23 protein-coding genes and 1 pseudogene are annotated in these 22,265 nt (G+C 37.6%); 7 read left to right on the forward strand and 17 right to left on the reverse strand.

The annotated features are described in order from the left end of the window. Window positions 1-97 precede the first annotated feature (97 nt). Window positions 98-1,705: an ABC1 kinase family protein gene (locus tag AA0X95_RS19455; protein ID WP_413300748.1), complete on the reverse strand. Its 1,608-nt coding sequence runs from the start codon at window positions 1,703-1,705 to the stop codon at window positions 98-100. 116 nt (window positions 1,706-1,821) lie between these two features. Further along, window positions 1,822-3,108 (reverse strand): NCS2 family permease, encoded by a 1,287-nt coding sequence (locus tag AA0X95_RS19460; RefSeq protein WP_413300750.1) that lies wholly within the window; start codon window positions 3,106-3,108, stop codon window positions 1,822-1,824. 112 nt (window positions 3,109-3,220) lie between these two features. Between AA0X95_RS19460 and AA0X95_RS19465 the strand changes: the two genes are divergently transcribed. Then, window positions 3,221-3,937: a Crp/Fnr family transcriptional regulator gene (locus AA0X95_RS19465; protein WP_413300752.1), complete on the forward strand. Its 717-nt coding sequence runs from the start codon at window positions 3,221-3,223 to the stop codon at window positions 3,935-3,937. A 180-nt stretch (window positions 3,938-4,117) separates the two neighbouring features. Then, the gene (gene deoD, locus AA0X95_RS19470) at window positions 4,118-4,822 is read left to right on the forward strand and encodes a purine-nucleoside phosphorylase (RefSeq protein ID WP_413300754.1); all 705 of its coding nucleotides are present in this window, start codon (window positions 4,118-4,120) and stop codon (window positions 4,820-4,822) included. 54 nt (window positions 4,823-4,876) lie between these two features. On the opposite strand, the gene AA0X95_RS19475 is transcribed toward deoD, so the two are convergent. The 3 genes from AA0X95_RS19475 to AA0X95_RS19485 all read right to left on the reverse strand — a co-directional run bounded on the left by AA0X95_RS19475 (window position 4,877) and on the right by AA0X95_RS19485 (window position 9,581). After that, entirely contained in the window at window positions 4,877-6,904 is a 2,028-nt protein-coding gene (locus AA0X95_RS19475; protein WP_413300756.1) for a YhgE/Pip family protein, read from the reverse strand. Between the two features lie 137 nt (window positions 6,905-7,041). Further along, window positions 7,042-8,994 (reverse strand): LTA synthase family protein, encoded by a 1,953-nt coding sequence (locus tag AA0X95_RS19480; RefSeq protein WP_413300758.1) that lies wholly within the window; start codon window positions 8,992-8,994, stop codon window positions 7,042-7,044. 218 nt (window positions 8,995-9,212) lie between these two features. Then, window positions 9,213-9,581, reverse strand: coding sequence for a carboxymuconolactone decarboxylase family protein (locus AA0X95_RS19485; protein WP_413300760.1), 369 nt, complete (start codon window positions 9,579-9,581; stop codon window positions 9,213-9,215). Between the two features lie 218 nt (window positions 9,582-9,799). Between AA0X95_RS19485 and AA0X95_RS19490 the strand changes: the two genes are divergently transcribed. Beyond that, complete coding sequence (locus tag AA0X95_RS19490; protein WP_413300762.1) at window positions 9,800-10,312, forward strand: DUF3231 family protein; 513 nt, start codon at window positions 9,800-9,802, stop codon at window positions 10,310-10,312. A 172-nt stretch (window positions 10,313-10,484) separates the two neighbouring features. Beyond that, on the forward strand, window positions 10,485-10,805 hold the full coding sequence (locus AA0X95_RS19495) for a hypothetical protein (protein ID WP_413300765.1): 321 nt from the start codon (window positions 10,485-10,487) through the stop codon (window positions 10,803-10,805). Between the two features lie 56 nt (window positions 10,806-10,861). Here AA0X95_RS19495 and AA0X95_RS19500 read toward each other — a convergent pair whose 3' ends face one another. The 12 genes and pseudogenes from AA0X95_RS19500 to AA0X95_RS19555 all read right to left on the reverse strand — a co-directional run bounded on the left by AA0X95_RS19500 (window position 10,862) and on the right by AA0X95_RS19555 (window position 20,694). Next, on the reverse strand, window positions 10,862-11,647 hold the full coding sequence (locus AA0X95_RS19500) for a hypothetical protein (protein WP_413300766.1): 786 nt from the start codon (window positions 11,645-11,647) through the stop codon (window positions 10,862-10,864). An 87-nt stretch (window positions 11,648-11,734) separates the two neighbouring features. Then, window positions 11,735-12,583 carry a tryptophan 2,3-dioxygenase gene (kynA, locus tag AA0X95_RS19505; protein WP_413300767.1) on the reverse strand — a complete coding sequence of 283 codons (849 nt, stop codon included), beginning with the start codon at window positions 12,581-12,583 and terminating at the stop codon, window positions 11,735-11,737. Window positions 12,584-12,628: 45 nt separating this feature from the next. After that, a pseudogene (locus AA0X95_RS19510) lies at window positions 12,629-13,964 on the reverse strand (amino acid permease). Between the two features lie 5 nt (window positions 13,965-13,969). Next, entirely contained in the window at window positions 13,970-14,176 is a 207-nt protein-coding gene (locus AA0X95_RS19515; RefSeq protein ID WP_413300769.1) for a hypothetical protein, read from the reverse strand. Beyond that, window positions 14,173-15,207: a 4-hydroxy-2-oxovalerate aldolase gene (gene dmpG / locus AA0X95_RS19520; protein ID WP_413300771.1), complete on the reverse strand. Its 1,035-nt coding sequence runs from the start codon at window positions 15,205-15,207 to the stop codon at window positions 14,173-14,175. The genes AA0X95_RS19515 and dmpG overlap by 4 nt, the downstream gene beginning before the upstream one ends. Window positions 15,208-15,232: 25 nt before the next feature. Continuing rightward, entirely contained in the window at window positions 15,233-16,129 is an 897-nt protein-coding gene (locus AA0X95_RS19525; RefSeq protein ID WP_413300773.1) for an acetaldehyde dehydrogenase (acetylating), read from the reverse strand. A 14-nt stretch (window positions 16,130-16,143) separates the two neighbouring features. Beyond that, a complete protein-coding gene (locus tag AA0X95_RS19530) occupies window positions 16,144-16,923 on the reverse strand; it encodes a 2-keto-4-pentenoate hydratase (RefSeq protein WP_413300775.1) in 780 nt (259 codons plus the stop codon). A 70-nt stretch (window positions 16,924-16,993) separates the two neighbouring features. Further along, window positions 16,994-18,460 carry an aldehyde dehydrogenase gene (locus AA0X95_RS19535; protein ID WP_413300777.1) on the reverse strand — a complete coding sequence of 489 codons (1,467 nt, stop codon included), beginning with the start codon at window positions 18,458-18,460 and terminating at the stop codon, window positions 16,994-16,996. Next, window positions 18,453-18,929 carry a RidA family protein gene (locus AA0X95_RS19540; protein ID WP_413300779.1) on the reverse strand — a complete coding sequence of 159 codons (477 nt, stop codon included), beginning with the start codon at window positions 18,927-18,929 and terminating at the stop codon, window positions 18,453-18,455. The genes AA0X95_RS19535 and AA0X95_RS19540 overlap by 8 nt, the downstream gene beginning before the upstream one ends. A gap of 19 nt (window positions 18,930-18,948) precedes the next feature. Further along, window positions 18,949-19,959, reverse strand: coding sequence for an amidohydrolase family protein (locus tag AA0X95_RS19545; RefSeq protein ID WP_413300781.1), 1,011 nt, complete (start codon window positions 19,957-19,959; stop codon window positions 18,949-18,951). Further along, on the reverse strand, window positions 19,944-20,483 hold the full coding sequence (locus tag AA0X95_RS19550; RefSeq protein WP_413300783.1) for a 3-hydroxyanthranilate 3,4-dioxygenase: 540 nt from the start codon (window positions 20,481-20,483) through the stop codon (window positions 19,944-19,946). The genes AA0X95_RS19545 and AA0X95_RS19550 overlap by 16 nt, the downstream gene beginning before the upstream one ends. Window positions 20,484-20,505: 22 nt before the next feature. Continuing rightward, complete coding sequence (locus AA0X95_RS19555) at window positions 20,506-20,694, reverse strand: tautomerase family protein (protein ID WP_413300785.1); 189 nt, start codon at window positions 20,692-20,694, stop codon at window positions 20,506-20,508. A 289-nt stretch (window positions 20,695-20,983) separates the two neighbouring features. Between AA0X95_RS19555 and AA0X95_RS19560 the strand changes: the two genes are divergently transcribed. The 3 genes from AA0X95_RS19560 to AA0X95_RS19570 all read left to right on the forward strand — a co-directional run bounded on the left by AA0X95_RS19560 (window position 20,984) and on the right by AA0X95_RS19570 (window position 22,227). Further along, entirely contained in the window at window positions 20,984-21,577 is a 594-nt protein-coding gene (locus AA0X95_RS19560; protein WP_413300787.1) for a Crp/Fnr family transcriptional regulator, read from the forward strand. Between the two features lie 52 nt (window positions 21,578-21,629). Beyond that, window positions 21,630-21,863 (forward strand): cyclic nucleotide-binding domain-containing protein, encoded by a 234-nt coding sequence (locus AA0X95_RS19565; RefSeq protein WP_413300789.1) that lies wholly within the window; start codon window positions 21,630-21,632, stop codon window positions 21,861-21,863. 115 nt (window positions 21,864-21,978) lie between these two features. Beyond that, window positions 21,979-22,227: a helix-turn-helix domain-containing protein gene (locus AA0X95_RS19570; RefSeq protein WP_413300791.1), complete on the forward strand. Its 249-nt coding sequence runs from the start codon at window positions 21,979-21,981 to the stop codon at window positions 22,225-22,227. Window positions 22,228-22,265 lie beyond the last annotated feature (38 nt).

The raw sequence follows: 22,265 nt of genomic DNA on the forward strand, positions 1-22,265 counted from the left end.
GAATGGGTGCCAATAAACCCATTTGACTTTAGCACTCCATCATCAAGAGTGCTAACCACTATTTTAATAACATATATTATTATTTTCTGTCAATATTTTAGATAATCTTCCTTAGCCATTTTCTTTGTTTTGCACTGCATATTATGTAAGATACCAATGATACTCCGGCTATTCCAAGGGATCCTTTCCAAATTAAAGGATGATTTAGATAGGCCCCGGTAAAAGCGCCAATTAATCCAAGTATACCTAAATATGACAACTGTTTTTTCTGATTTTCAAAGATTTGAAATTGGAATTCTTTCTGCTTCTCCGATTCCTTTACCGCAAGAAGTTTATGTGGGATTTCAATCATTTCAGTAAGAGAATGAAACACTTGGAAAATCGGTTGTGACTGAATCCATTTTACGATTAGTTTCCATTTGTTTTGGTTACCTTGATTCAGCCACTCCAAAAAGGCAGGCTTGGCAATTTCCAAAAACTCCTGAGTTGGGTTAATCGTATGCAGCATCCCCTCGATTGTTACAAAAGACCGCCCTAAAAAGATAAACCTGGTAGGAACTTGAATGGGAAGTGATTTAACCATCTCATTTAAGTCCTTTTTTACTTGAAACAGGTCCATTTCCTTTAACTGATTCAAATCAATTGAAAGTGCTTCTTTTAAAATTGGTTCAACCGTTTTTAGATTTGTATCCGGTAATAAGAAACCTAAATCAAATAAAACTTTTACTGCCATTGAATAGTTCTTTGCTAATATGGCCTGCAAGAGTTCTTGAAAATTGGCTGCATCTTTTTTTGAAATTTCTCCTACCATACCGAAATCAATGAGTACTATGGATCCGTCTGATTTTACAAGTACGTTACCTGCATGTGGGTCTGCATGAAATGTGCCAGCTTCTAACCACTGTGGAATAAATATCCGAAGGAGTTTTTGTGATAATTCTACTCTATCAATTAAGTGACGGTTTAAATACTCCTCATCAGTAATCCTTGTTCCTTCAACCCAGTCCATCACTAAAACCTGTGAAGTACATAGTTGAGAGTGTACTCTTGGGATCTCTAAATTGCTGATCGTTTGGAACCGTTGACGAAAATGATTAACAGATTCCATTTCTTTTTTAAAATCAACTTCTCTTTCAATTACTGTTTTTAGCTCTTGGAATAACATTTTAAAATTAATGAAACCCTTTGGAACTGGTGCAAAATGGTGAGCAAACCAAATAATAATGGATAGTGAACGAAAATCGGTTCGAATAATGGACCGGATGGTTGGTCTCTGCACCTTTATTGCTACATCGGTACCATCCCTAAGTTTCCCTCGATACACTTCCCCTATGGATGCGGATGCTATTGCAGTTGTATCAATTGATTGTAACTTTTCTTCAATCGAACTCTCCCATTCTCTTTCTAAGACTAGTTTAATATCTTCCCATGGCGAAGGTGGTACTTTGTCGACTAAGTCTTGAATTTGTTCGACAAATTTACTTGGAAGCAGGTCTGCACGTATGCTTAGAAATTGACCTACTTTAATTAATAGACCCTCAAGTTCAAATAATGTCTGACGAAATTCTTGACCGATCCTGCCCCATAACTTTTCGCGCTCGGACAGAGGCTTTCTTAATAACCGGAACCAGTAAAATCTTATTAATACAGATAAAGCAAAGGATAAGATTCTCCACATACGGTACCAATTTCTATTCTTATTCATTGTAAGCTCCTCTCAAAAAGCTAGATGAGAAATCCATTTTTATAAATTTTACCAATAATTCTTCTAGGTTGTATATTCTATTTTAAAAAATAAAACCAGGCAGCCGCCTGGTTTTGTTAGAGTGATCCTAATATAAAATACAACAAGAAGAAAAATGCAATCACGTACATCGTTACGGAGACTTCCTTCTTTCGGCCAGTTACAAGCTTAAGAATTGGATAGGCAATGAAACCAAATGCAATACCATTGGCAATACTAAATGATAAAGGCATGATTGCCATCATTAAGTAAGCTGGAAAGGCTTCAGTAAAATCATTAAAAGGTATTTCTTTCAAATTCTGAACCATTAAACAACCTACAATAATCAGAACCGGTGCAATCGCTTCGTTTGGAATGACTTTAAAAAGTGGTACTAGAAAAAGTGCAGGTAAAAACAACAATCCAGTCGTAAACGAAGTTAAACCTGTTCGACCACCCGCAGCAATACCAGTAGCTGATTCTGCAGCAGTCGTTGTTGGACTACATCCCAATAGTCCTGCACTAATTACCGATAAAGCATTTGCCTGAAAGGACCTTTGAAACTTTGATTTATCAGGGAGCATACCAAGCTGAGCCCCCATATTTTGAAAAATAATTACCATTGATAAGGAGAAAACAGCTGTCCAAAAATTGACGGTACCAATTTGGCTAAAATCAAATGCAAGGAAAATCCGATCATAACCACTAAAGGAAAAACTAAAATCCTTTAGTGAAGAAAAATCTACGATACCAAGGACTGCACCAATTAAGGTGCCAGCAATAATCCCAATCAGGAAGTTCCCCTTCACATTACGCAAGAAAAGCGGAACTAAAATAACCAATGTAAGGATTGTCGTAAGCGTATGAGGACTTCCCAAGTCTCCCAGTTTTACAAATGTACCTTCACTCGCTTCGATAATACCTCCATTTTTCAATCCTAAAAAAGCGATAAAAAGTCCAATTCCAGCTGTCATCGAATGAATCATTGATTTCGGAATGGAACGTGATAAATAATCTGCTCCTTTGGTCACTGTAGTAAGGAAAAAGACAATCCCTGCTATAAACACAACGGCAAGTGCTTGCTGCCAAGATAATCCGAGTGAAAAGACTAGGGTAAAAACAAAGAAGGCATTATCACCCATACCAGGAATGAGGACTAATGGTGAATTCGCCCATAATGCCATCAGCATACAGCCCAAAAAGCAGCTAATAACTGTTATAAGAGTGACTGCTTCGTATGACATTCCTGCTTTACTCAAAATCGCTCCGTTTACAACGATAATATAAGCCACGGTCATAAACGAAGTTAATCCAGCAAGAACTTCTGTACGTATACTGGTTTGTTGTTTATTAATATGAAATAAGCCATTTAAAATTTTTTCCAACCAAATTTTCTCCTTTTTGTTACACGAGTTCAATCAAGTAAATCGTGATATAATTATGTTACTACTATTATTTTTTAAAACCAGCTACCAAGCCTTGAAAGGTTGTATGTTTATGATTACCAATATCTCAGACATCGCGATTTTCTCTGATATTCCTGAGGTTGATTTACCAAATATTCTTCCCCTTCTAAAGGAACGGAAATTTAAAAAGAACCATGTCCTCATGTTTGAAAATGACCAGGGTGATGATATATACATCATCCGTTCAGGCATGGTGAAAATTTATCGCAATCATGAAGGAAAAGAAATTGTCCTCAGCATTGCCATGCATGGAGATATCGTAGGAGAGGTAGAAGCCTTGTCTAATGACAACCATCGAATTTCCTCTATCGAAGCACTTGAAAACGTGTCCGTCTGGCAAATTACGAAACAGGATTTCCTTATGATCATCGATAAATATCCATCTGTATTAAGAAAAGCCTATTTAATTCTCGTTGAGCGTACACGAATGCTCAACCGTTTAGTTCGCTATTTGACCTTTTATGATGTTCGTACTAAAGCAGCAAATTTACTAATGGACCTCTATTATAATTTTGGCGAACCAAGTGGCACGATTTTTAAAATTGATTTTAAAATTAACCAATCCTTACTAGCCAGTATGCTGGGTGTCACTAGAGAATCCATATCGAAAACACTGGGTGATTTTCAAAATGAAGGTCTTATTGATATTCGCGATAAATATTTTTATCTTCTAGATAAAAGTCGGTTGGAAGCCATGTGTAGTGAAACAGAGGAAGTTCCCACACTTCGAAAGTGGTATAATATTTAATACCTATACCAATATACCAAATGAAAGCGTTGTATTTCAGTTATCCCTGTAACGAATATTTTGTTAACTGGTTCACAAAAATGAAGTTATCTCCTTAACAGATTGTATTAGGACATTATGCTATGCTAACTTTGGAAAATAAGTGGGACACCTATTACAATTCTATGGGAGGACTATGAAATGAGTGTACATATAGAGGCAAAGGTTGGAGAAATTGCAGAGTCTGTCTTACTGCCAGGAGATCCATTACGGGCAAAATATATCGCGGAGACATTTTTGGAAGATGCGGTTTGCTATAATAATGTTCGCGGTATGTTAGGATTTACAGGTACATATAAAGGAAAGCGTGTTTCTGTTCAAGGCACTGGGATGGGTATGCCTTCTGCATCCATCTATATTCATGAACTCATCACTGAATACGGGGCAAAGAATTTAATTCGAATTGGGACATGTGGCGCTATTAAAGAAGATGTAAAAATCCGTGATGTCATTATTGCACAAGCTGCTGCAACGGATTCAATGATTATTCGTGACAGCTTTCCTGGATATGCTGTACCTCAAACCGGGAATTTTGAATTGATAAAAAACGCCTACGAATTTGGAGTCGAAAAAGGGCTTAATCTTCATGTAGGAACGGTTCTTTCATCTGACATTTTTTACTCTGAAAAGGAAGACCCATATAGCAAACTAAGTAAACATGGAGTTCTTGCTGTTGAAATGGAAGCAGCCGGTCTTTATTACCAAACGGCTAAATTTGGGGTAAATGGTTTAACTCTCTTAACTGTCAGTGACCATATCCTTACAGGAGAACAAACCACTTCACAAGAGCGTCAAAGTACTTTTAACGATATGATTGAAGTCGCACTAGAAACTATTATTCGATAAAGTTTAATGGGAACTCATGAAAGAGCAGCTCTGATCATTTGAGCTGCTCTTTCATTATGGAATTATTTTAGTTGTTCTAGCCTTTTGCGCAGTTTGTTTTATTCGTTTCTCTAGAGGCTTTTTTAAAACAAGAGCTAATAAGAAACTTACGGCTGCAAAAGCTAGGAGAAAAAAGATGTCCCTTATTACTACCTCTTTCACCATCCCGCCGACAGTCTCACGAAGCATACTTACCGCGTATGTGAAAGGCATAAAAGGATTAATCGCTTGAAAAAATGAAGAGGTCGTACTTACCGGGAAAGTTGCACCTGAGCTCGAGATTTGCAGTACCAAAAATATAATCGCTAACCCTTTCCCAATATTGCCGAACACCGAACATAAAGTATACGTAATAATGATAAATACCATGCTAACAAGAATACTTAACAAAACAAACCAAAGTTTATCGACTACATACGTTTGAATTAAAAACAAATCTCCAAGGGAGACAATGGCAGCCTGGAAAATTCCAATTGTCAAAAACGTCAGGAGTCTTCCTATATATAGATGATAACCACGGTATGTAGAATTAGGGTTCTCTACATCTACTCGAAGTGACGCTATAAGGAGTGTCGCGCCTACCCATAGTGCCAGCATCGTATAAAAAGGTGACATGGCAGAACCGTAATTTGGAATAGGAAATATTCTTTTCGTATTTAATAAAATTGGGTTAGAAAGAAAGCTGCTCTCTTTTTCAGGGTCATGTTTAAGAAATTCAATTAGGTCACGGATATTCACACTTCTCTCAAATTGGCGGAGCTTATTTGCTGCATTTTTAATTTGTTCCTCAAAACCCGGAAGATCATTCCTAGCAAAATCAGCTGCTTTATGAATCAGCTTTTCTACCTCAGGAAGCTTTGTTCGAACTAGGTCCGCCGCTTTTCTAATATCTGACTCCACTTTTGGTAAATCATTCCTTACAAAATCAGCTGCATTATGGATTTTTTTTTCAACGACTGGCAATTTATTACTAATAAAATTTGAGGCAGTATTCAGATCCTTTTCCACAGTGCTCAATTTTTGCTGTAGACCTAAATGTATTTCCTGGATTGTTGCATGAATTTTTTCTAAGTCAGCTTGTAACTGTTTTAATGCTTCCTGATTTTCATTAGTGTTAACCTGGTCTGTCTCCTTCGCCCGATCAATGGCCTCCTTCACTTTTGCTTCTATATCCGAAATGCTCACTAAAACATCTGAAATAATAGTAGTGGTCCGTTTCAAATCATTCATTTTAGCTTGAAGCTCTACTATTTTGTCACCAGCTTCATGTACTCGTGGTAAAGCACTTTCAACCTTTAATATACTTTCCCCTGCTTTTTGAATCTCTGGTATTCTTTGTTCAAGTTCTATCACTTTCTGCCCTTTCTCGTGTAATTCTGGTAACTTCCCTTCTAGTTCAATCGCTTTTTTCCCCATTTCTTGGATTTGAGGTAAAGCCTTTTCAAGTTCAAAAATTTGATTTTCTACCTTTTGGATATTTGGCAGGTTCTTCTCCAACTCCACACCCACCTTATAAAATCCAGAAAAAATGGCATTCCCGACGGTCTTAATAAACGCCTGACTGATTTGAGCTGTGACACTTGAGGCACCTGAGCTCGTGATTTTTGGTGCAACCGCATTAATTTTTTCATTTACTCCAAACTCAATTTTTGGTTTTTGCGGATTGATTTCTAAAATGCTAGTTAATTTTTGAGAGAAGTCCTTTGGAATTAGCAAATAGGCATAATATTTCCCGCTCTTTACACCTCGCACTGCCTGAACCTGATTGACAAATACCCATCCAAGTTTATGATTAGCTTTTAAAGTACTTATGATTTCATTTCCCACATTAATCCTTTTTCCATTAAGCTCTGCACCCGTATCTTCGTTCGTAACCGCCACTTTTATTCCTGAAGTATTGCTATATGGGTCCCACATGGACTTGATATTAATCCAAGCATAAGCCGACGGTAAAACCATAAGCGCCGCAATTAATAACAAAACGGTTGGTACTTTGAAAATGTTGACCCAATCAGTTTTGTAAATGTGCCAAATCTTTCGCATCCATTCTCACCCTTATCATTCACTACTTTCCTCTATTAGCTTTAGGAAAAGGATTCAAATTAATGCAACAACAATTGATAAGAAGTTTAAGCAAATAAAAAAGCTACCCAAGAAATTTCTTAGGTAGCCTTTAAGGTTTATTTTTCTGTTGTTGTGCTGTCCACTTTTTTATAATCATATTTAGTGCGGTCAACCGGTGTAAAGTTTTGAGGTGTATAGAATCGTAATAAATCACCGTTTACCACTTTATCAGAAAGTGCTAATTTTTGCATGACTGATTTCTGATATTTTTTTGCTTCATCAATTCTTTCCTGCTCAAGTTTCATCCCTGTAGTAGAGTCATAGAATTTACCATCTACCGACGTAATGGTTGGACTCACAAAGTCACCATTTCGGAACGGTACAAGGTCATCATGCTGATCTGATAACAGGTCTGTTCCAAATTGAACATAATCTTTTGTGTCTGTACCTAATAAGTGAAGAAGAGTCGGAAGAATATCCATTTGTCCACCATATTCATGGTTCACTCCACCTTCCATCCCAGGTACACGGATGAATAAAGGTACTCGTTGTAAACCAGAGCTTTCAAAAGGAGTAATTTCTTTTCCAATAATTTGTTTCATGGCTTTATTATGATTTTCTGAAATTCCATAATGGTCACCGTACATTATAATAATGGAACGATCATATAGTCCAGATTGCTTTAAGTAATCAAAGAATTGCTTTAAAGCTTCATCAGCATACCGTGCTGTCTGGAAGTATTGGTCAACGGATTTATCACCTGTTGTTGCCGGTGCAATCGTAGCATCCTTCGCAGGAATTGGATACGGATAATGATTGCTGACAGTGATAAACTTGGTATAAAAGGGCTCTGGCAATGTTTCTAATAATGGAATCGACTGATTATAGAAAGGTTTGTCCATTAAACCATATTCAGCAAGATCTTCCGATTTCAATTGATAATAGTTGCCATCAAAGAACTTGTTATAACCTAATGACTTATAAATTTCATTCCTGTTCCAGAAGCTTCCCGAATTTCCGTGGAACACAGCAGACGTATACCCTTGTTGGCCTAAAATGGCTGGTGCTGCTTGGTAAGTGTTAAGACCTTTAGTTGTAAAAGCGGATCCCTGTGGTAATCCAAATAATGAATTCTCTAACATAAATTCAGCATCTGATGTTTTACCTTGTCCTGTTTGATGGTAAAAGTTATCAAAGTAAAGAGTATTCTTTTCATTAACTAATGAATTTAAGAATGGTGTAACTTCTTCTCCATTTAACTTGTAGTTAATAAGGAAGTTTTGCATGGATTCAAGATGCAAGTAAATCACGTTCATCCCTTTTCCAGCACCAAAATATTTAGGATTCGGCTCAGCATAGTTAGATTTTGTATAGTTTATCACTTCTGTCATATCATCACTATTTGCCATAACTCTTTGAGCAGAGGCCTTCGTGCTCTTAACTGCATCATAAATAGTGTAATTGTACATTCCTAAATATTTAACTATATAATTGCGGTCAAAACCTCTTGTTAATAATTGAGGTCGATCGACTTCAGCTAGAGATAAATTAGCGCAAGAAATCGCTAATGACAATGAGAAAAGTACAGATACATTTCTTCTATTCATATCCTTAATTTCGATTTTCACTAAACGAAATGCAAGTAATCCTATTAAAATAACAATATCAATAAAAAATAAAAAGTCATATGGTCTTAATAGAGAAGTTACACTTCCACTTACATCTCCAAAGTTCTGCGTCTGAGTTAAGGTTGGCAATGTAATAAAATCATTGAAGAAACGGTAAAATAACACATTCGCATACAATAAAAAAGACATAAAAAATTCTATAACAATAAGACCTATATATTTCTTTCTTCCTTTAAGGAAAAAAGATAAACCTAAAAATAGTAACGAAGATCCTAACGGATTGAAAAATAGTAAAAACTTTTGTAAGGAATTTTCCACGCCTAAATCAAATTGTGTTAATTGAACGATATATGTTTTAATCCAAAGGAAAATAACTGTCAAAAAGAAAAAGCCAATATATTTATTAAAAATACTTTGACCTCTGTGAAGTAATGTATTCATTTTTTTACACCTGCCTTCTAGAAACGTATTATTACAAAGTTTTATTGATTTGGCTATATGTGATTAGTTCCAAATCACCTAACATCTAGCATACATGTTAATTATGAACAGAATATGAACAAACCAAGAAAAATTGGTACAAAATTGTAAATTAACCCCAATAGAGTGAGAAGAAAAATAAGAAGCAGGTTCCCAAAGGAATCCTGCTTCTTATTTAATTAATGCTTCATATTTGAGAGTTGATTCATACACTCCTGAACCAATGTGACTCCCTGACTCATGGCCGCTCCGCCTCCAAGTGCTGCAGCAACTCCTATTGTTTCAAAAATTTCTTTCTCAGTACAGCCTTGATCAATGCATCCTTTTGTATGATAAATAATGCAATATTCATCCTGCGAATAAACACTTATTCCAAGTGCAATTAAATGTTTATTTTTTTGAGAAACTTCTCCTTCTTTAAAACACGCACCGGTAAATTCATTGTATGCACCAATTAATTCTGGCATCATCTGCGTGTAGCTTCCAATTCCTTGTTTATAGTTATTCAAGTGTGTTTGGATAGAATTATTTACTCCTGCTTGTTCCATTATTATTCTCCCTTTCTTTACTCGTTAATGTAACCACTCCATTTTAGGTTAATTATTTTCAATGAATTTATACTTTCTAAATCGATCACTCGCAATGAATTTTTTTAGTAATACAAAAAATAAATTATTTTAATTTTCAAGGGCAAACTACCTGATGTGCTTCAAGAAAGGTGGCACTTTAAGTGAATAAATTTTCTTATAATTTGAGGAGGGTTACGATGGGAATATTAAATGGAAACCCTAAAGAGGAGCCTTTACATTACGGAGAAGTGTTTGATATATGGGCTTCTCTTTTAGCTGGAAACAGTTTGATTGCTGGATACCAAACAATGCTGAACCATGCGGGTGACGATGATTTGAAAAAGTTAATCGTCGAAGCAATTGAAAACTGCCAACAGGAAAAAAAGCATATTGAAGAACTTTTAAAGGAAAACGGGATTGGATTACCTCCTGCAGCACCTGAGCCTCCAGAGGCATGTTTAGAGGATATTCCAGTAGGTGCACGAATTCCTGACCCAGCAATTGCTGCTAGTCTGTCTGTTGATATTGCAGCTGGACTAGTTGCCTGTAGTCAGGTAATTGGTAAATCAATTCGTGAAGATGTTGCTATGATGTATGGTCAATTCCATGCTCAAAAAATGGCACTTGGTGCAAAGGTATTGCGTCTAAATAAAGAAAAAGGTTGGTTAATCCCTCCACCCCTTCATCTAAAGAAACATACTGATTGCTAATGAATAAAATCCTTGAAGATCACGATGCATTATCGTGTTCTTCTTTTTTTAAATTCGTTTTGCTTGAATTTTTTTCAAAATATGATATTCTAAACTTAATTTTTATAATATTCTTTATATTCAAAATACAATATATCATAATTTAAAGAATGAAAATGGGGTGGATGAAAAAATGTATCATTCTCAAGGTGGATCTGCTGAATTAGCTAACTCAGCTATTTGTCAAAGTTGTGGTAGCGTTACCGTCCTTTATCCAGAAAAGTCTACCGGTAAAAAATCTGGAATCGCGTTCGTTGTTTTTGGATGGTTGTTTGCAGCTATTTCGTTTCTGTTTCTCCCAATCGTATTTGGCATTTTAGCTTTATTTATGGGCTTTATGACGTATATTAACCGGAGTAAAGTTCACGGGGCCTTATTAATGGCATTTGCAGGAATTGGTTTAATCTTTGGGTCATTCTTAAGTATTTTCGTAGCAGGAACAATCTTTATTTAACTAATTTTGGGGACAGTCCCCCACTGCGTTAAAGCAGCGGGGGACTGTCCCCAATTTTATTTTTCTTTATTTGTACTTCTAAACTGATCATAGTCGGTTTTAATATAATGAAAAGCGGCTGCATTTCCACCGTGGTCAGGATGTGTTTTTATTAATAATTTTTTATACCCTGCTAGAACTTCCTTAGGACTAGCTGTTTTTGAAAGTCCTAATTTTTGCCGATGATTGGTCTGCATCGGAGGCGGCGGAGTATGCGTCTGCTCTTGTTCTCTTTTAGACCCTCTAGAAAGTTCCTCTTTAATCTTTAACAATTCATTTCGCAAATCAATATTCTCTTGAAGTAACTTTTTGGTTTCCTTTTGTAATTCATTTTTTTCTTTGTCTATGTGGGCGATCTCTATTTTTAGTTTATTTCTTTGCTGAATTAAGGTGTTTATTGAATTCTGGTGTAGCTTTTCCATTCCTTCAATATGCTCTTCCTGAGCTTTTATTTTTGCTTTTAACTGACGAATCATTTTATCCTGGTCAGTATATGCGCCACGATTTATTACCTTTTCCTTTGGCATGCTTTCATTTTCCCGAGTCCCATTGCCCACATTTTGAATCTTGCCTTCTCTGAGCCAGCGTCTCACTAATTGAGTACTTATGCTTTCCGGGACACCTGCGTCCATTAACATGTCAAAAGCCTGATCCGTATCCTCGAGTATGTACCCTGATATTCGAAGACCATTGCCTTCGTAATTTATCTTTCTTTCACGAAGCCAACGCCGGACCGTTTGAATACAGATATCCTCTGTCACTCCGGCTTGCCTTAAAAAGTCAAAAGCTTGGTCTGTGTTCACAATGCCCCTCCATTCCCTCAGCATATCTTCTCATATTAATAATATATGAGTATATGAATATTGTGAATGGATAGAAAAGACTACTACTTATAGCTTCGTTCGTAAACTCCAAAGTTCAGGAAAAAACTTCTGATCCACCACTCTTTTTAAATAGGATACGCCCGAAGATCCTCCTGTCCCTTGCTTATGACCAATAATTCTTTCAACGGTACTCATATGATTAAAGCGCCATAATTGTTGCTGATTACCAATATCGACTAATTTCTCAGCTAATTCATATAAATCCCAGTATTGATCGACATTGCGATAGACTGTTAGCCACGCTTCTTCTACACTGGCATTTGGTTCATAGTCTTTTGATAAATCGCGATCGATGACCTCTTGATCAATAGGTAATCCCCGTGCAACAAGAGCATGGATTGCAGCATCATATATACTTGGTTTTTGAAGTGCATCCAGCATTTTTTCATATAACTCCGGTTGATGCTGATAGACTGCTAGAGTATGAATATTTTTGTTTCCTAAAGCAAATTCTATTAAACGATTTTGATAAGATTGGAACCCAGAAGCTTTCCCCAGTTTATCTCTAAATTCCAAGTACTCTGAAGGTGTTAAGGTAGAAAGCACACTCCACGATTGTATTAATTGCTGTTGGACTCTAGAAACTCGTGACAGAATTTTAAATGATGGTTCCAGGTCATTGCGTCTTATAAACCCAATTGCGGCTGTCAGTTCATGAATAATTAATTTCATCCATAGCTCACTTGCTTGATGAATGATAATAAATAACATTTCATCATGGTGATCTGATACTAGATTTTGACTTGATAAAATATTATCTAGATGAAGGTAATCACCGTATGACATTGATTTCTGGAAATCTGTTTGAATCTCTTTTTCTAGTTCAATGTTTGTGTTTTTCTCTTGGGTACTCATGATATTTTTGCCTCCCTCATTTATTAATAAACTACTGATAAAAACTTAATTAACATTTTCAGTTAAGATATCTTTTGTTTTCTTTTCAGGATGATTGGATGGCCTCTTTTTAAAAACAAAATAAGAAACAGTTAAAAAAAGTAACCATGGAATACCAAATTGAAGCATGATTTTAAAATCTGTAAACCAAGTTGTAATCATTAAACTTAATAAAAGGATTGCTCCAATGCTTGTTAAATATGGGAAACCTACCATTTTTACAGGCAATTTCCTGCCGCCGGATTTCTCCCACTTTCTTCTGAAAAATAAATGTGAAACAAACACCATAAACCAGGTAAAGATTGCACCAAACATGGATATTCCCATCATAAAAGCATATGACGAACCCGGTAATATAGCACTAACTAATGCAGCGAGAAAAATCCCCAGTGTAGAAACAGCAAGTGCTCTTAGTGGAACTCCTTTTTTGCTTAATTTCCCTAAAAAAGCCGGAGCATCATTTCCTTTGGAAAGCGAAAACATCATTCGAGTTGAAGCATATAATTGACTGTTCATAGATGATAGGGCTGCTGTTAGAATAATAAAATTCATGATTCCTGACGCCCCTGGAATACTTAAAAGATCCATAACCTTTACGAAAGGACTTTCTTCCACACCCGCTGATTTCCAAGGAACCTATCATTAACATAATACCAAGTGTCAAAATATAAAAGGTGGATAAGCGAAAAACAGTAGCTTTCAACGCTTTGGGAACTGCAACATCTGGATCCTTTGCTTCACCAGCTGTAACCGCTATCAATTCTGTGCCTAAAAAGCTAAATAAGGAAATAAATGTCGCAACCCACACTCCCCACCATCCGAACGGTAAAAAGCCTCTATCATTTACTAGGTTTTCTAGCCCTAAATCGGAATGATGTGAACCACCAAATAGAATATATGACCCTAACAAAATGAATCCAACAATTGCACTAATCTTAATCATTGAAAACCAATATTCAAATGTCCCAAAAGCATTTACACTTGTAGCATTGACAAAAATAAGAACCGTTGCAAATAATAATATCCAAACCATTCCTGGCACTTGAGGAAACCAGTACTTCATATATACAGCAATGGCACTTACCTCTACACCAACAGCAAGAACGTTAGCAACCCAATAGGAATATTTCACAAGATATCCTGCGAATGGGCTAACATATTTCTCAGCTATCGTACCAAAAGCACCAGTGGTAGGATGAGCCACCGTCATCTCAGAAAGGCAGCCCATTAAAAGAAGGACGATAATGGCACCGACTCCATAACTTATTAATACACCAGGACCTGCAGTACTAATAGCCAGACCACTACCAAGGAAAAGGCCCGTTCCAATTGCGCACCCCATGGCAATCACTTACTCGTTAATCCGAGCTTTACACCGATTCGGCGCTGCCCTTCCTGTTCTTTAAGATCGATTAATTTTTGTTGTATTTCGTACGCCTGTTCAAACGTTAATGATGGATAACTTGTGGTGATTTTTTCTACTTCTCGTTGTTCCTTTTCTGCCACTAACAGGTACTCTACAATCTCTTGTTCATCCCCTTGCAATAGTGTCATGATTGAACCTCCACTTTGTTCTTATTTGCCATTTCAGCTGCAATATCAAGGATCATATCTTCTTGACCGCCAACAACCTTTCTTTTGCCAAGTTCAAGTAAAATATCACGAGGGTCGAGGTTAAATCGTTTACTTGCTCGTTCGGCATGAAGAAGGAAGCTGGAATATACTCCTGCATACCCCATAACTAAACTACCTTTACTAATTTCCTGTGAACCAGGAATTAACGGTTTTACAATATCCTCAGCGAGATCCATCATTTGATAAATATCAATACCCAAATCGATTCCCATTTTGTTTAGTACAGCAACCAACACTTCTGTCTGCGTATTCCCTGCACCTGCTCCTAAACAGCGAACACTTCCATCAATGCGGGTAGCTCCTTCTTCAATCGCAACAAGCGTATTGGCAACAGCAAGTGATAAATTATTATGAGCATGAAAACCTATTTCAATATCTAACGACTCTCTAAGGGCTCGAATTCGTTCACGAACTTGATGCGGTAAAAGGGCACCGGCAGAATCTGTCACATAAACAGCTTGTGCACCATAGCTCTCCATGAGTTTCGCCTGTTCCACTAATTTTTCAACGGGTGCCATGTGGGCCATCATGAGGAATCCTAATGACTCCATTCCTAATTCTCTTGCCATGGCAATATGCTGTGCTGATACATCTGCTTCTGTTACGTGTGTTGCAACCCTGACCAAACCAGCGCCAAGACCGTGTGCTTGTTTCAGTTCATGAACTGTGCCAATTCCAGGAATCAACAATACCGCAATCTTTGCCTGTTTTGATTCCTCTACAGCTGCTTCGATTAATTTCATTTCATTTACCAATGAACGTCCGTACTGGAGCGTTGATCCGCCTAATCCATCACCATGACTCACTTCGATATAATGCATGCCAGCACGATCCAAAGCACGTGTTACCGAACGTACTTGATCCTCTGTGTATTGGTGTGAAACGACGTGACTCCCATCTCGTAAACATACCTCGGTAAGTTTGATTGGCAGGTTTTTATTTACATTCATCTTTCAATGTCCTCCCCATAAATGATTAATCCAATGCGGCAGTTCCAACCGTTTTTTGGCCCAATTGTGAACGGGCAAAATCTTCAGCCACTTTAACTGCTGCCGCTGTCATAATGTCTAAATTCCCGGCATATTTAGGAAAGTAATCTCCTGCCCCTTCAACTTCCAAGAAAACAGTCACTTTATTTCCATCGAATAATGGCTCTTGTTTTAATCGATAACCTGGTACATATTGCTTTACAGTGTCAATCATTTCATAAATAGATTGGAGAACGCGGTCCTTTTCCAAATTCTTAACTTCGCAAAAAACAGTATCACGCATAATCACAGGCGGTTCTGCCGGATTTAAAATAATAATAGCTTTTCCTTGATCGGCTCCACCGACTTCTTCAATCCCTCTGCGTGTAGTAATCGTGAACTCATCAATATTTGCCCTTGTTCCTGGACCTGCACTTTTGCTGGAAATTGTCGCAATGATTTCAGCATAGGTTACATCAGCCACACGATTAATGGCATGAACAATCGGAATTGTTGCCTGGCCGCCGCAAGTAATCATATTTACATTCCATTCATTCAAGTGTGCATCCATATTTACAGCTGGACATACAAATGGCCCTCTAGCTGCAGGAGTAAGGTCAATGGCAAGTTTACCTAACTCCCGTAAAATTTTCGCATGTCTAACATGTGTTTTAGCAGATGTTGCATCAAAAACGATGTCTGCAAGATCAGGTGAGTCTATTAGTCCCTGAATTCCATTTGAAAAAACTTGAAGGCCACGTTCACGTGCTCGTTTCAAGCCATCCGATTCTGGGTCAATCCCAATTATGGCCGTTAATTCTATCCAATCACTTCTTTCAAGCTTATACATTATATCCGTACCAATATTTCCCGAACCAATAATTGCAGCTTTTATTTTCCCCATGATAAAAACCTCCCTTACTCAAATGTGACCGAAACTGTTCCTAATGGACCGAATTTTGCCGTAATCGTGTCGCCAGCTTTTACAGCGATGGCACTAGAAAGTGCTCCAGGAAGAATGAGTTCACCCGCTTTTAAGTGAATACCAAATTCATGCAGCTTATTTGCTAACCAGGCCACTGCTTGTGCCGGATGGCCGAGCGCTGCTGTTCCGGACCCAGTTGCCACAAGCTCTTCATTTTTATAAAGGACCATTCCTTGCGTTCGTAAATCCAGGCCTTCGATCGTTGATAGCTTATTTCCTACAACAACCCTTGCTGATGATCCATTATCTGCCACTGTATCAACTAATTTAATTTTCCAATCTGTTATTCTGCTATCAATAATTTCTATAGTAGGAACGACATATTTTGTAGCCATTAATACATCCAGGTAATTCACATTTGGCCCTTCTAAGTCACGGTCTAAAATAAAACCAATCTCCGCTTCCACCTTTGGACTAATGAATTCAGTTATTTTCACCGTTTCCCCATCTGCTATTTTCATATTTTTTAAAAGGTGGCCGTAATCTGGTTCATTGACACCAAGCATTTGTTGCATTGCTGCACTTGTAAGTCCTACCTTCTTCCCGATTACCTCATGCCCTTCATTCATCTTTTTATCAATCACTTGGAGCTGAATACGATACGCATCATCCACATTCAACTCAGGATAGCGCTGTGTTAATGAAGCTACTGAATACTGATGACTTTCTGCATCAAGTAATTCTTGAGCAATCGATTCTACTAAAATTTTCAATTAAACTGCACCTCTCTTTGCCATATTTATAGATAAAAAGTGGCCCATCAGCCACCTTTCACTTTCAATCTTATAATTTCATTGTAATTGTCTTGGCCTCTGTATAAAATTCAAAGCTGTGGCGTCCGCCTTCTCTGCCAATCCCGCTTGCCTTTGAACCGCCGAATGGAGTTCGTAAATCCCGATAGTACCAACAATTGATCCAGAATAAGCCTGAATTTATTTGATCCGCTACACGATGGGCACGTCTGAGATCATTTGACCAAACGACGCCTGCCAGCCCGTAAATAGAATCATTGGCTATTTGAATCGCTTCTTCTTCTGTTTTAAATGGAATGACTACTAAAACTGGGCCAAAAATCTCTTCCTGGGCTACTCTCATTTTATTATTTACATCATAGAGTACAGTAGGCTCGTAAAAATTCCCTTGTGTTAATCCTTCTACTCGCTTGCCGCCAATTGCAAGCTTAGCTCCTTCGGAAATTCCTATTTGAACATAATTGTCGACAGTTTCTAAATGACTTTGGGATATCAGCGGACCCATATCCTTACTTTCATCCAATGGATCGCCAACTCTGATATTCTTAACGGCTGCAACAAATTTTTCGAGGAATTTATCATAAACAGATTCTTGCACTAACAATCGGGAACCCGCTAAACAAATTTCGCCTTGATTTCTAAAAATTGCCTCAATAGATCCCGCAACTGCTTCGTCTAAATCTGCATCTTCAAATACAATATTGGCAGACTTTCCACCTAATTCTAATGATACGGGAATTAACTGTGATGCGGCATTTCTCATAACCGTTTTACCAGTCGAACTTTCCCCAACAAAGGATATTCGACGAACGTTAGGATGAGTAGTCATAGCCGTACCAACTGTACCACCTGGTCCTGTAAGTATATTCAACACTCCTGGCGGTAATCCTGCTTCATTGGCAATTTCACCTAACATGACTGCACTTAACGGAGTATAGGATGCTGGTTTAACTATTACCTTATTCCCTGCAGCTAAGGCAGCAGAAGCTTTCCAAGTCATTTGCATAAAAGGTAAATTCCAAGGAATGATTAAACTTGTTAAACCAGCTGGCGAATATTTTGTATAGCTCATATGCTTGAATTGTTCATAATGCTCGTGATGGATATATTTAGCCATTTCAGCGAAAAATCGTAAATTGGATGCCGCTCTGGGAATATCAAAATCTCTGCTTTCTTTAATTGGTTTGCCTACGTCTAAGGTTTCAATTAAAGCCAGCTCATCTACACGTTCCATTACTAGGTCTGACATGCGGCAGAGAATTTTTGCTCGCTCTTCAACTGGCATTTTGCTCCAAATACCACTCTCGAAGGTTCGTTGTGCAACTTGTATAGCTCTTTCTACGTCCTTTTCACTTGCACTTGCGACTGAAGCTAACATTTGATTGGTTGCTGGATTAATCGTGTCAAAGGTTTCTCCTGAAATAGCCTCAACGTATTCTCCATCAATAAATAGCCTTGCATCATTCATTTGTAGCTGTTTTTCAAGCAATTTACTCATGTTGATCACCATCCTCAACCTCTAAAATCATCTCAACCTCAACTGCGTTATTGTGGGGCAACTGTGCCATCCCTACTGCCGATCTCGCGTGTCTTCCCTTTTCCCCAAACACTTCAACCAATAAATCGGAGGAGCCGTTCATTACTTTTGGCTGAGCAGTAAAATCAGGAGTACTATTGACAAACCCAAGAATTTTGACCACCCGTTTTACTTTGCTGAGTTCACCCACCTCATGCTTAACAACTGCTAAAAGATTAAGCATGCACTGTCTTGCGGCCTGGTAACCAACTTCTACGGATACATCATCACCAAGCTTTCCACGATATTCATCAGTACCCTGACCCGAGGTGAAAATAAGATTCCCTGTTCGAACACAGCTAACATAATTTCCAGAAGCGGAGCGAAGAGGCGGCAACTTCAAACCAAGACTTGCTAATCTCTCTTCTGGTGTCATCACTTTTTCTACCATGTTCTCATCTCTTTTCCTGCTAGATTAGTTGATTAACCGGTAAGTTTAAGAATCGTAATGCGTTTTCACCTAACATGGCTCTTTTCTGCGCTTCAGTAAGTGTTAAGGTATCATCTATAATTTTCCCTGGTGGAGTTTCACGGAGTAAGAATGGATAATCGGACCCCATAATGACTTGTTCTGCTCCAAATTTTTCAACCAAAAACTTAATATTCACTGGGTTATTAACGATCGAATCATAGAAAAATTTCTTAGCATAAAAACTTGGAGGCTTTTCTGTCATCTGCAAATGCGGCCACACATTCCATCCATGATCCAACCTTGGAAGGATGTAAGGAAGTGAACCACCGCCATGAGAAAAACAAATTTTCAGTCCCGGAAATTTCTCGATAACTCCGCCTAAGATAAGACTTGCGGCAGCTAATGCTGTCTCACTTGGCATCCCAACTGTATACATTAGGTTATGTGAGGCAAATCGCTCTCTTCCTAATGTTTCCCATGGATGAACGAATATTGGCACATTCCACTTATCACACATTGCAAAAAAGTCTACTAACGATTCATCATCAAGATTTTTTCCGTTAATATTTGTACCAATTTCAACACCTTTTAATCCTAGTTCATGCACACAGCGATCCAATTCCCGAATTGCAGCTGACACATCCTGCAGAGGGACCGTCCCTAACCCAATAAACTTGGTAGGATGCTGTGATACCGTTTCTGCAATAAAATCATTTTGGAATCTTGCCATAGCTATTGCTTCTTCAAGTGGTGCCCAGTAAGAAAAGGTAACAGGAATAGGTGATAAAACCTGTATATCTACATTTTCTTTTTCCATATCACTAATTCGTTTCTCAGGGCTCCAAACCTGGTCTGTCACTTCTCGAAAAACTTTGCCTGCCACCATGATATTGGCACCACATGAACAGGTAGGTTGTAGTACAGGCCACTTGTCATTTTGGTACTTAGTTGCAAAGTCAGGAAAATTCTCAGGGATAATATGTGTATGAAAATCTACTCGCATTTCCATTCACTCGCTTCTTCTGGCATGATATGTCCACAATTCTTACAAGTACGAAGCTCTAAATTACCATTAAAACCGTTGATTGCTTCTTTCACTTGCACCTCAATATTTGTTAATTGAACGGTAACTCGGTGCATCTCATGATCACATTCATCACAGAACCATACAAAATCCTCTAATTCTCCTGTAGCTCTGTCTCGTTCGATTACAATACCAATCGTATCGGCAACACGATGAGGCGAATGAGGAACATTCGGTGGCAGGTGGAAAACTTCCCCTTCTTTCACAGTAATAACTTCTCGCTTTCCCTCGTTATTAATAATCTCAACGTAGCAATCACCCTTAATTTGATAGAAAATCTCCTCAGAAGGATCCACGTGAAAATCGCGTCGTTTATTCGGGCCACCTATTACCATAAACATTAACTCTGAATCTTTCCAAACGACCTTGTTATTAACTGGCGGTTTTAGTAAGTCCTTATTTTCTTCTATAAATCCCCATAGGTTTATTGGCTTTAACGAACTTGACATAAATAATCGTCTCCTCTCATTATTAAGGTGAACTTGATTTTGGGGTTCCCCCAACGATCCAATTTTCTGCCGGAATTTCATATAACAGAATCCGGATCTTGTCATGTGGAACACTAAGATTCTCAGCAATGACATCGGTAATATCTTTCACTAGCTTCTTTTTGACATTTGGTTCTCTGCCTTCTACTATTTTCAGTTCAACGATTGGCATAGACTTAATGAACTATTCCTACTAATTTTTCTTCAGACGATTTTAATGCCTTCTGCATAAAGACTACTTCTTTAGCTAAAGCTGAGATTCTGGATTGTAACATTAAAAAACTTTTTTTCTGCCAATTGTTATGAGATTTTAACAATACGAATTAAGTAATCTATATTAAAATGTAAACGTTAACAAAATTACCATTAAAATTTATTTTTTCTACCTAAGCAGTTAAATTTCACTTAGGAGTGATTTGGTGGCAATCCTGTTTGATAGTGATATAAATTGGGAGTCCTGTTTGAATTTTGGTACTAGGCAATTTTTTAAAGAAAAAGCATGTATTTACCAGCAAGGCACAACGGGGGACGGATTTTATTTTATCCAAAAGGGATTAATTAAAGTAACGACAACAACTGCGATTGGAAAAGAGCGCTTGTTAAACATCGCCATACCCGGACAGCTATTAGGTGTTCAAGCAATGGACCGTCAGCCCCATTTTACAACGGCTACAGCTGTTAATGACTCCATCCTCTATTTTTTTTCTTGTGAGCATTTTCAAAAACTAATAAAATTTCAACCCTCCATTCTAAATATGTTTATCAAAACCGTCATCCATAAAATGCACATTCTTGCTGATAAAATATACTTGGACACTCTTTTACCTGAACAACAACTCTCTGTCATCCTTCTGAATATTTGTTACGTATTTAAGAATTTTGAAGTTCCTCTCACACAACAAGACCTGACTAAGTGTACAGGATTAACAAGAATTACCATCTATAAGGTTTTAAAACAATGGAAAGAAGAAGAAATCATAGAGATTCATGGTAAAAAATTCTTAATAAAAAAACCCGACGAATTAAAAAAACTGCTTGGGAAGGTGATGATATGAAAAATCTTCGATATGCATGGAGTCCGTATATAAAATATGGAAAAAACTTCAAATGGAGGAAAATTCAGTCGTTTACCATCAGGGAGATGAAGGGAGAGGGTTTTTTTTATTGTTTACTGGAGGAATCAAAATCACTCTCTTTTCACAAGAAGGAGTGGAACGGACGGTTAACTATGTTCCAGAAGGAATGTTGTTTGGTGAACATGGGGCTAGAAAGGAAGCCTATTTAACCTCTGCGATCACAACCAGTCCATCTGTAATCTATCATTTTCAGATGAAGCATTAGAAAAGATTTGCACCGAGCACCCTGAAGCCGCATGTATCTTCACCAATTCATTAATCTACAAATTTAGAATATTAGCAGAAATTATATCCTTTCTTAACTCCCTGTTGAACAACAGATGGCTCACTATCTATTAAAGCTAATTAACGAAAATGGTAATTTTTTCATTGACCAAACCTCATTTGCCCGTTACATAGGTACCTCAAGGATCACAGTAAATAAAATACTGAACAAGTGGAAGAATCAAAAGTTAATCCGATTATCAAATCGAACGATAGACCTTCTGGATATTAATCGATTAAAAAGTATCCGAGACTCAGGTTCCAATCAAATTTCCAACTTGGATATTTTAATGTTAACAATGTAGCGATTAAGGAGAGGCAGACACATAAGTGGTCTGCCCTC

This window comes from Neobacillus phoenicis (assembly GCF_047302305.1).
GTDB lineage: Bacteria > Bacillota > Bacilli > Bacillales > Cytobacillaceae > Neobacillus.

Bases quoted from the DNA above. Each gene is read 5' to 3' on its own strand.
- AA0X95_RS19455 (WP_413300748.1), bottom strand. From the start codon at position 1,705: ATGAATAAGAATAGAAATTGGTACCGTATGTGGAGAATCTTATCCTTT.
- AA0X95_RS19465 (WP_413300752.1), top strand. From the start codon at position 3,221: ATGATTACCAATATCTCAGACATCGCGATTTTCTCTGATATTCCTGAG.
- deoD (WP_413300754.1), top strand. From the start codon at position 4,118: ATGAGTGTACATATAGAGGCAAAGGTTGGAGAAATTGCAGAGTCTGTC.
- AA0X95_RS19475 (WP_413300756.1), bottom strand. From the start codon at position 6,904: ATGCGAAAGATTTGGCACATTTACAAAACTGATTGGGTCAACATTTTC.
- AA0X95_RS19480 (WP_413300758.1), bottom strand. From the start codon at position 8,994: ATGAATACATTACTTCACAGAGGTCAAAGTATTTTTAATAAATATATT.
- AA0X95_RS19485 (WP_413300760.1), bottom strand. From the start codon at position 9,581: ATGGAACAAGCAGGAGTAAATAATTCTATCCAAACACACTTGAATAAC.
- AA0X95_RS19490 (WP_413300762.1), top strand. From the start codon at position 9,800: ATGGGAATATTAAATGGAAACCCTAAAGAGGAGCCTTTACATTACGGA.
- AA0X95_RS19495 (WP_413300765.1), top strand. From the start codon at position 10,485: ATGTATCATTCTCAAGGTGGATCTGCTGAATTAGCTAACTCAGCTATT.
- kynA (WP_413300767.1), bottom strand. From the start codon at position 12,583: ATGAGTACCCAAGAGAAAAACACAAACATTGAACTAGAAAAAGAGATT.
- AA0X95_RS19515 (WP_413300769.1), bottom strand. From the start codon at position 14,176: ATGACACTATTGCAAGGGGATGAACAAGAGATTGTAGAGTACCTGTTA.
- dmpG (WP_413300771.1), bottom strand. From the start codon at position 15,207: ATGAATGTAAATAAAAACCTGCCAATCAAACTTACCGAGGTATGTTTA.
- AA0X95_RS19525 (WP_413300773.1), bottom strand. From the start codon at position 16,129: ATGGGGAAAATAAAAGCTGCAATTATTGGTTCGGGAAATATTGGTACG.
- AA0X95_RS19535 (WP_413300777.1), bottom strand. From the start codon at position 18,460: ATGAGTAAATTGCTTGAAAAACAGCTACAAATGAATGATGCAAGGCTA.
- AA0X95_RS19540 (WP_413300779.1), bottom strand. From the start codon at position 18,929: ATGGTAGAAAAAGTGATGACACCAGAAGAGAGATTAGCAAGTCTTGGT.
- AA0X95_RS19545 (WP_413300781.1), bottom strand. From the start codon at position 19,959: ATGGAAATGCGAGTAGATTTTCATACACATATTATCCCTGAGAATTTT.
- AA0X95_RS19550 (WP_413300783.1), bottom strand. From the start codon at position 20,483: ATGTCAAGTTCGTTAAAGCCAATAAACCTATGGGGATTTATAGAAGAA.
- AA0X95_RS19555 (WP_413300785.1), bottom strand. From the start codon at position 20,694: ATGCCAATCGTTGAACTGAAAATAGTAGAAGGCAGAGAACCAAATGTC.
- AA0X95_RS19565 (WP_413300789.1), top strand. From the start codon at position 21,630: ATGGAGGAAAATTCAGTCGTTTACCATCAGGGAGATGAAGGGAGAGGG.
- AA0X95_RS19570 (WP_413300791.1), top strand. From the start codon at position 21,979: ATGGCTCACTATCTATTAAAGCTAATTAACGAAAATGGTAATTTTTTC.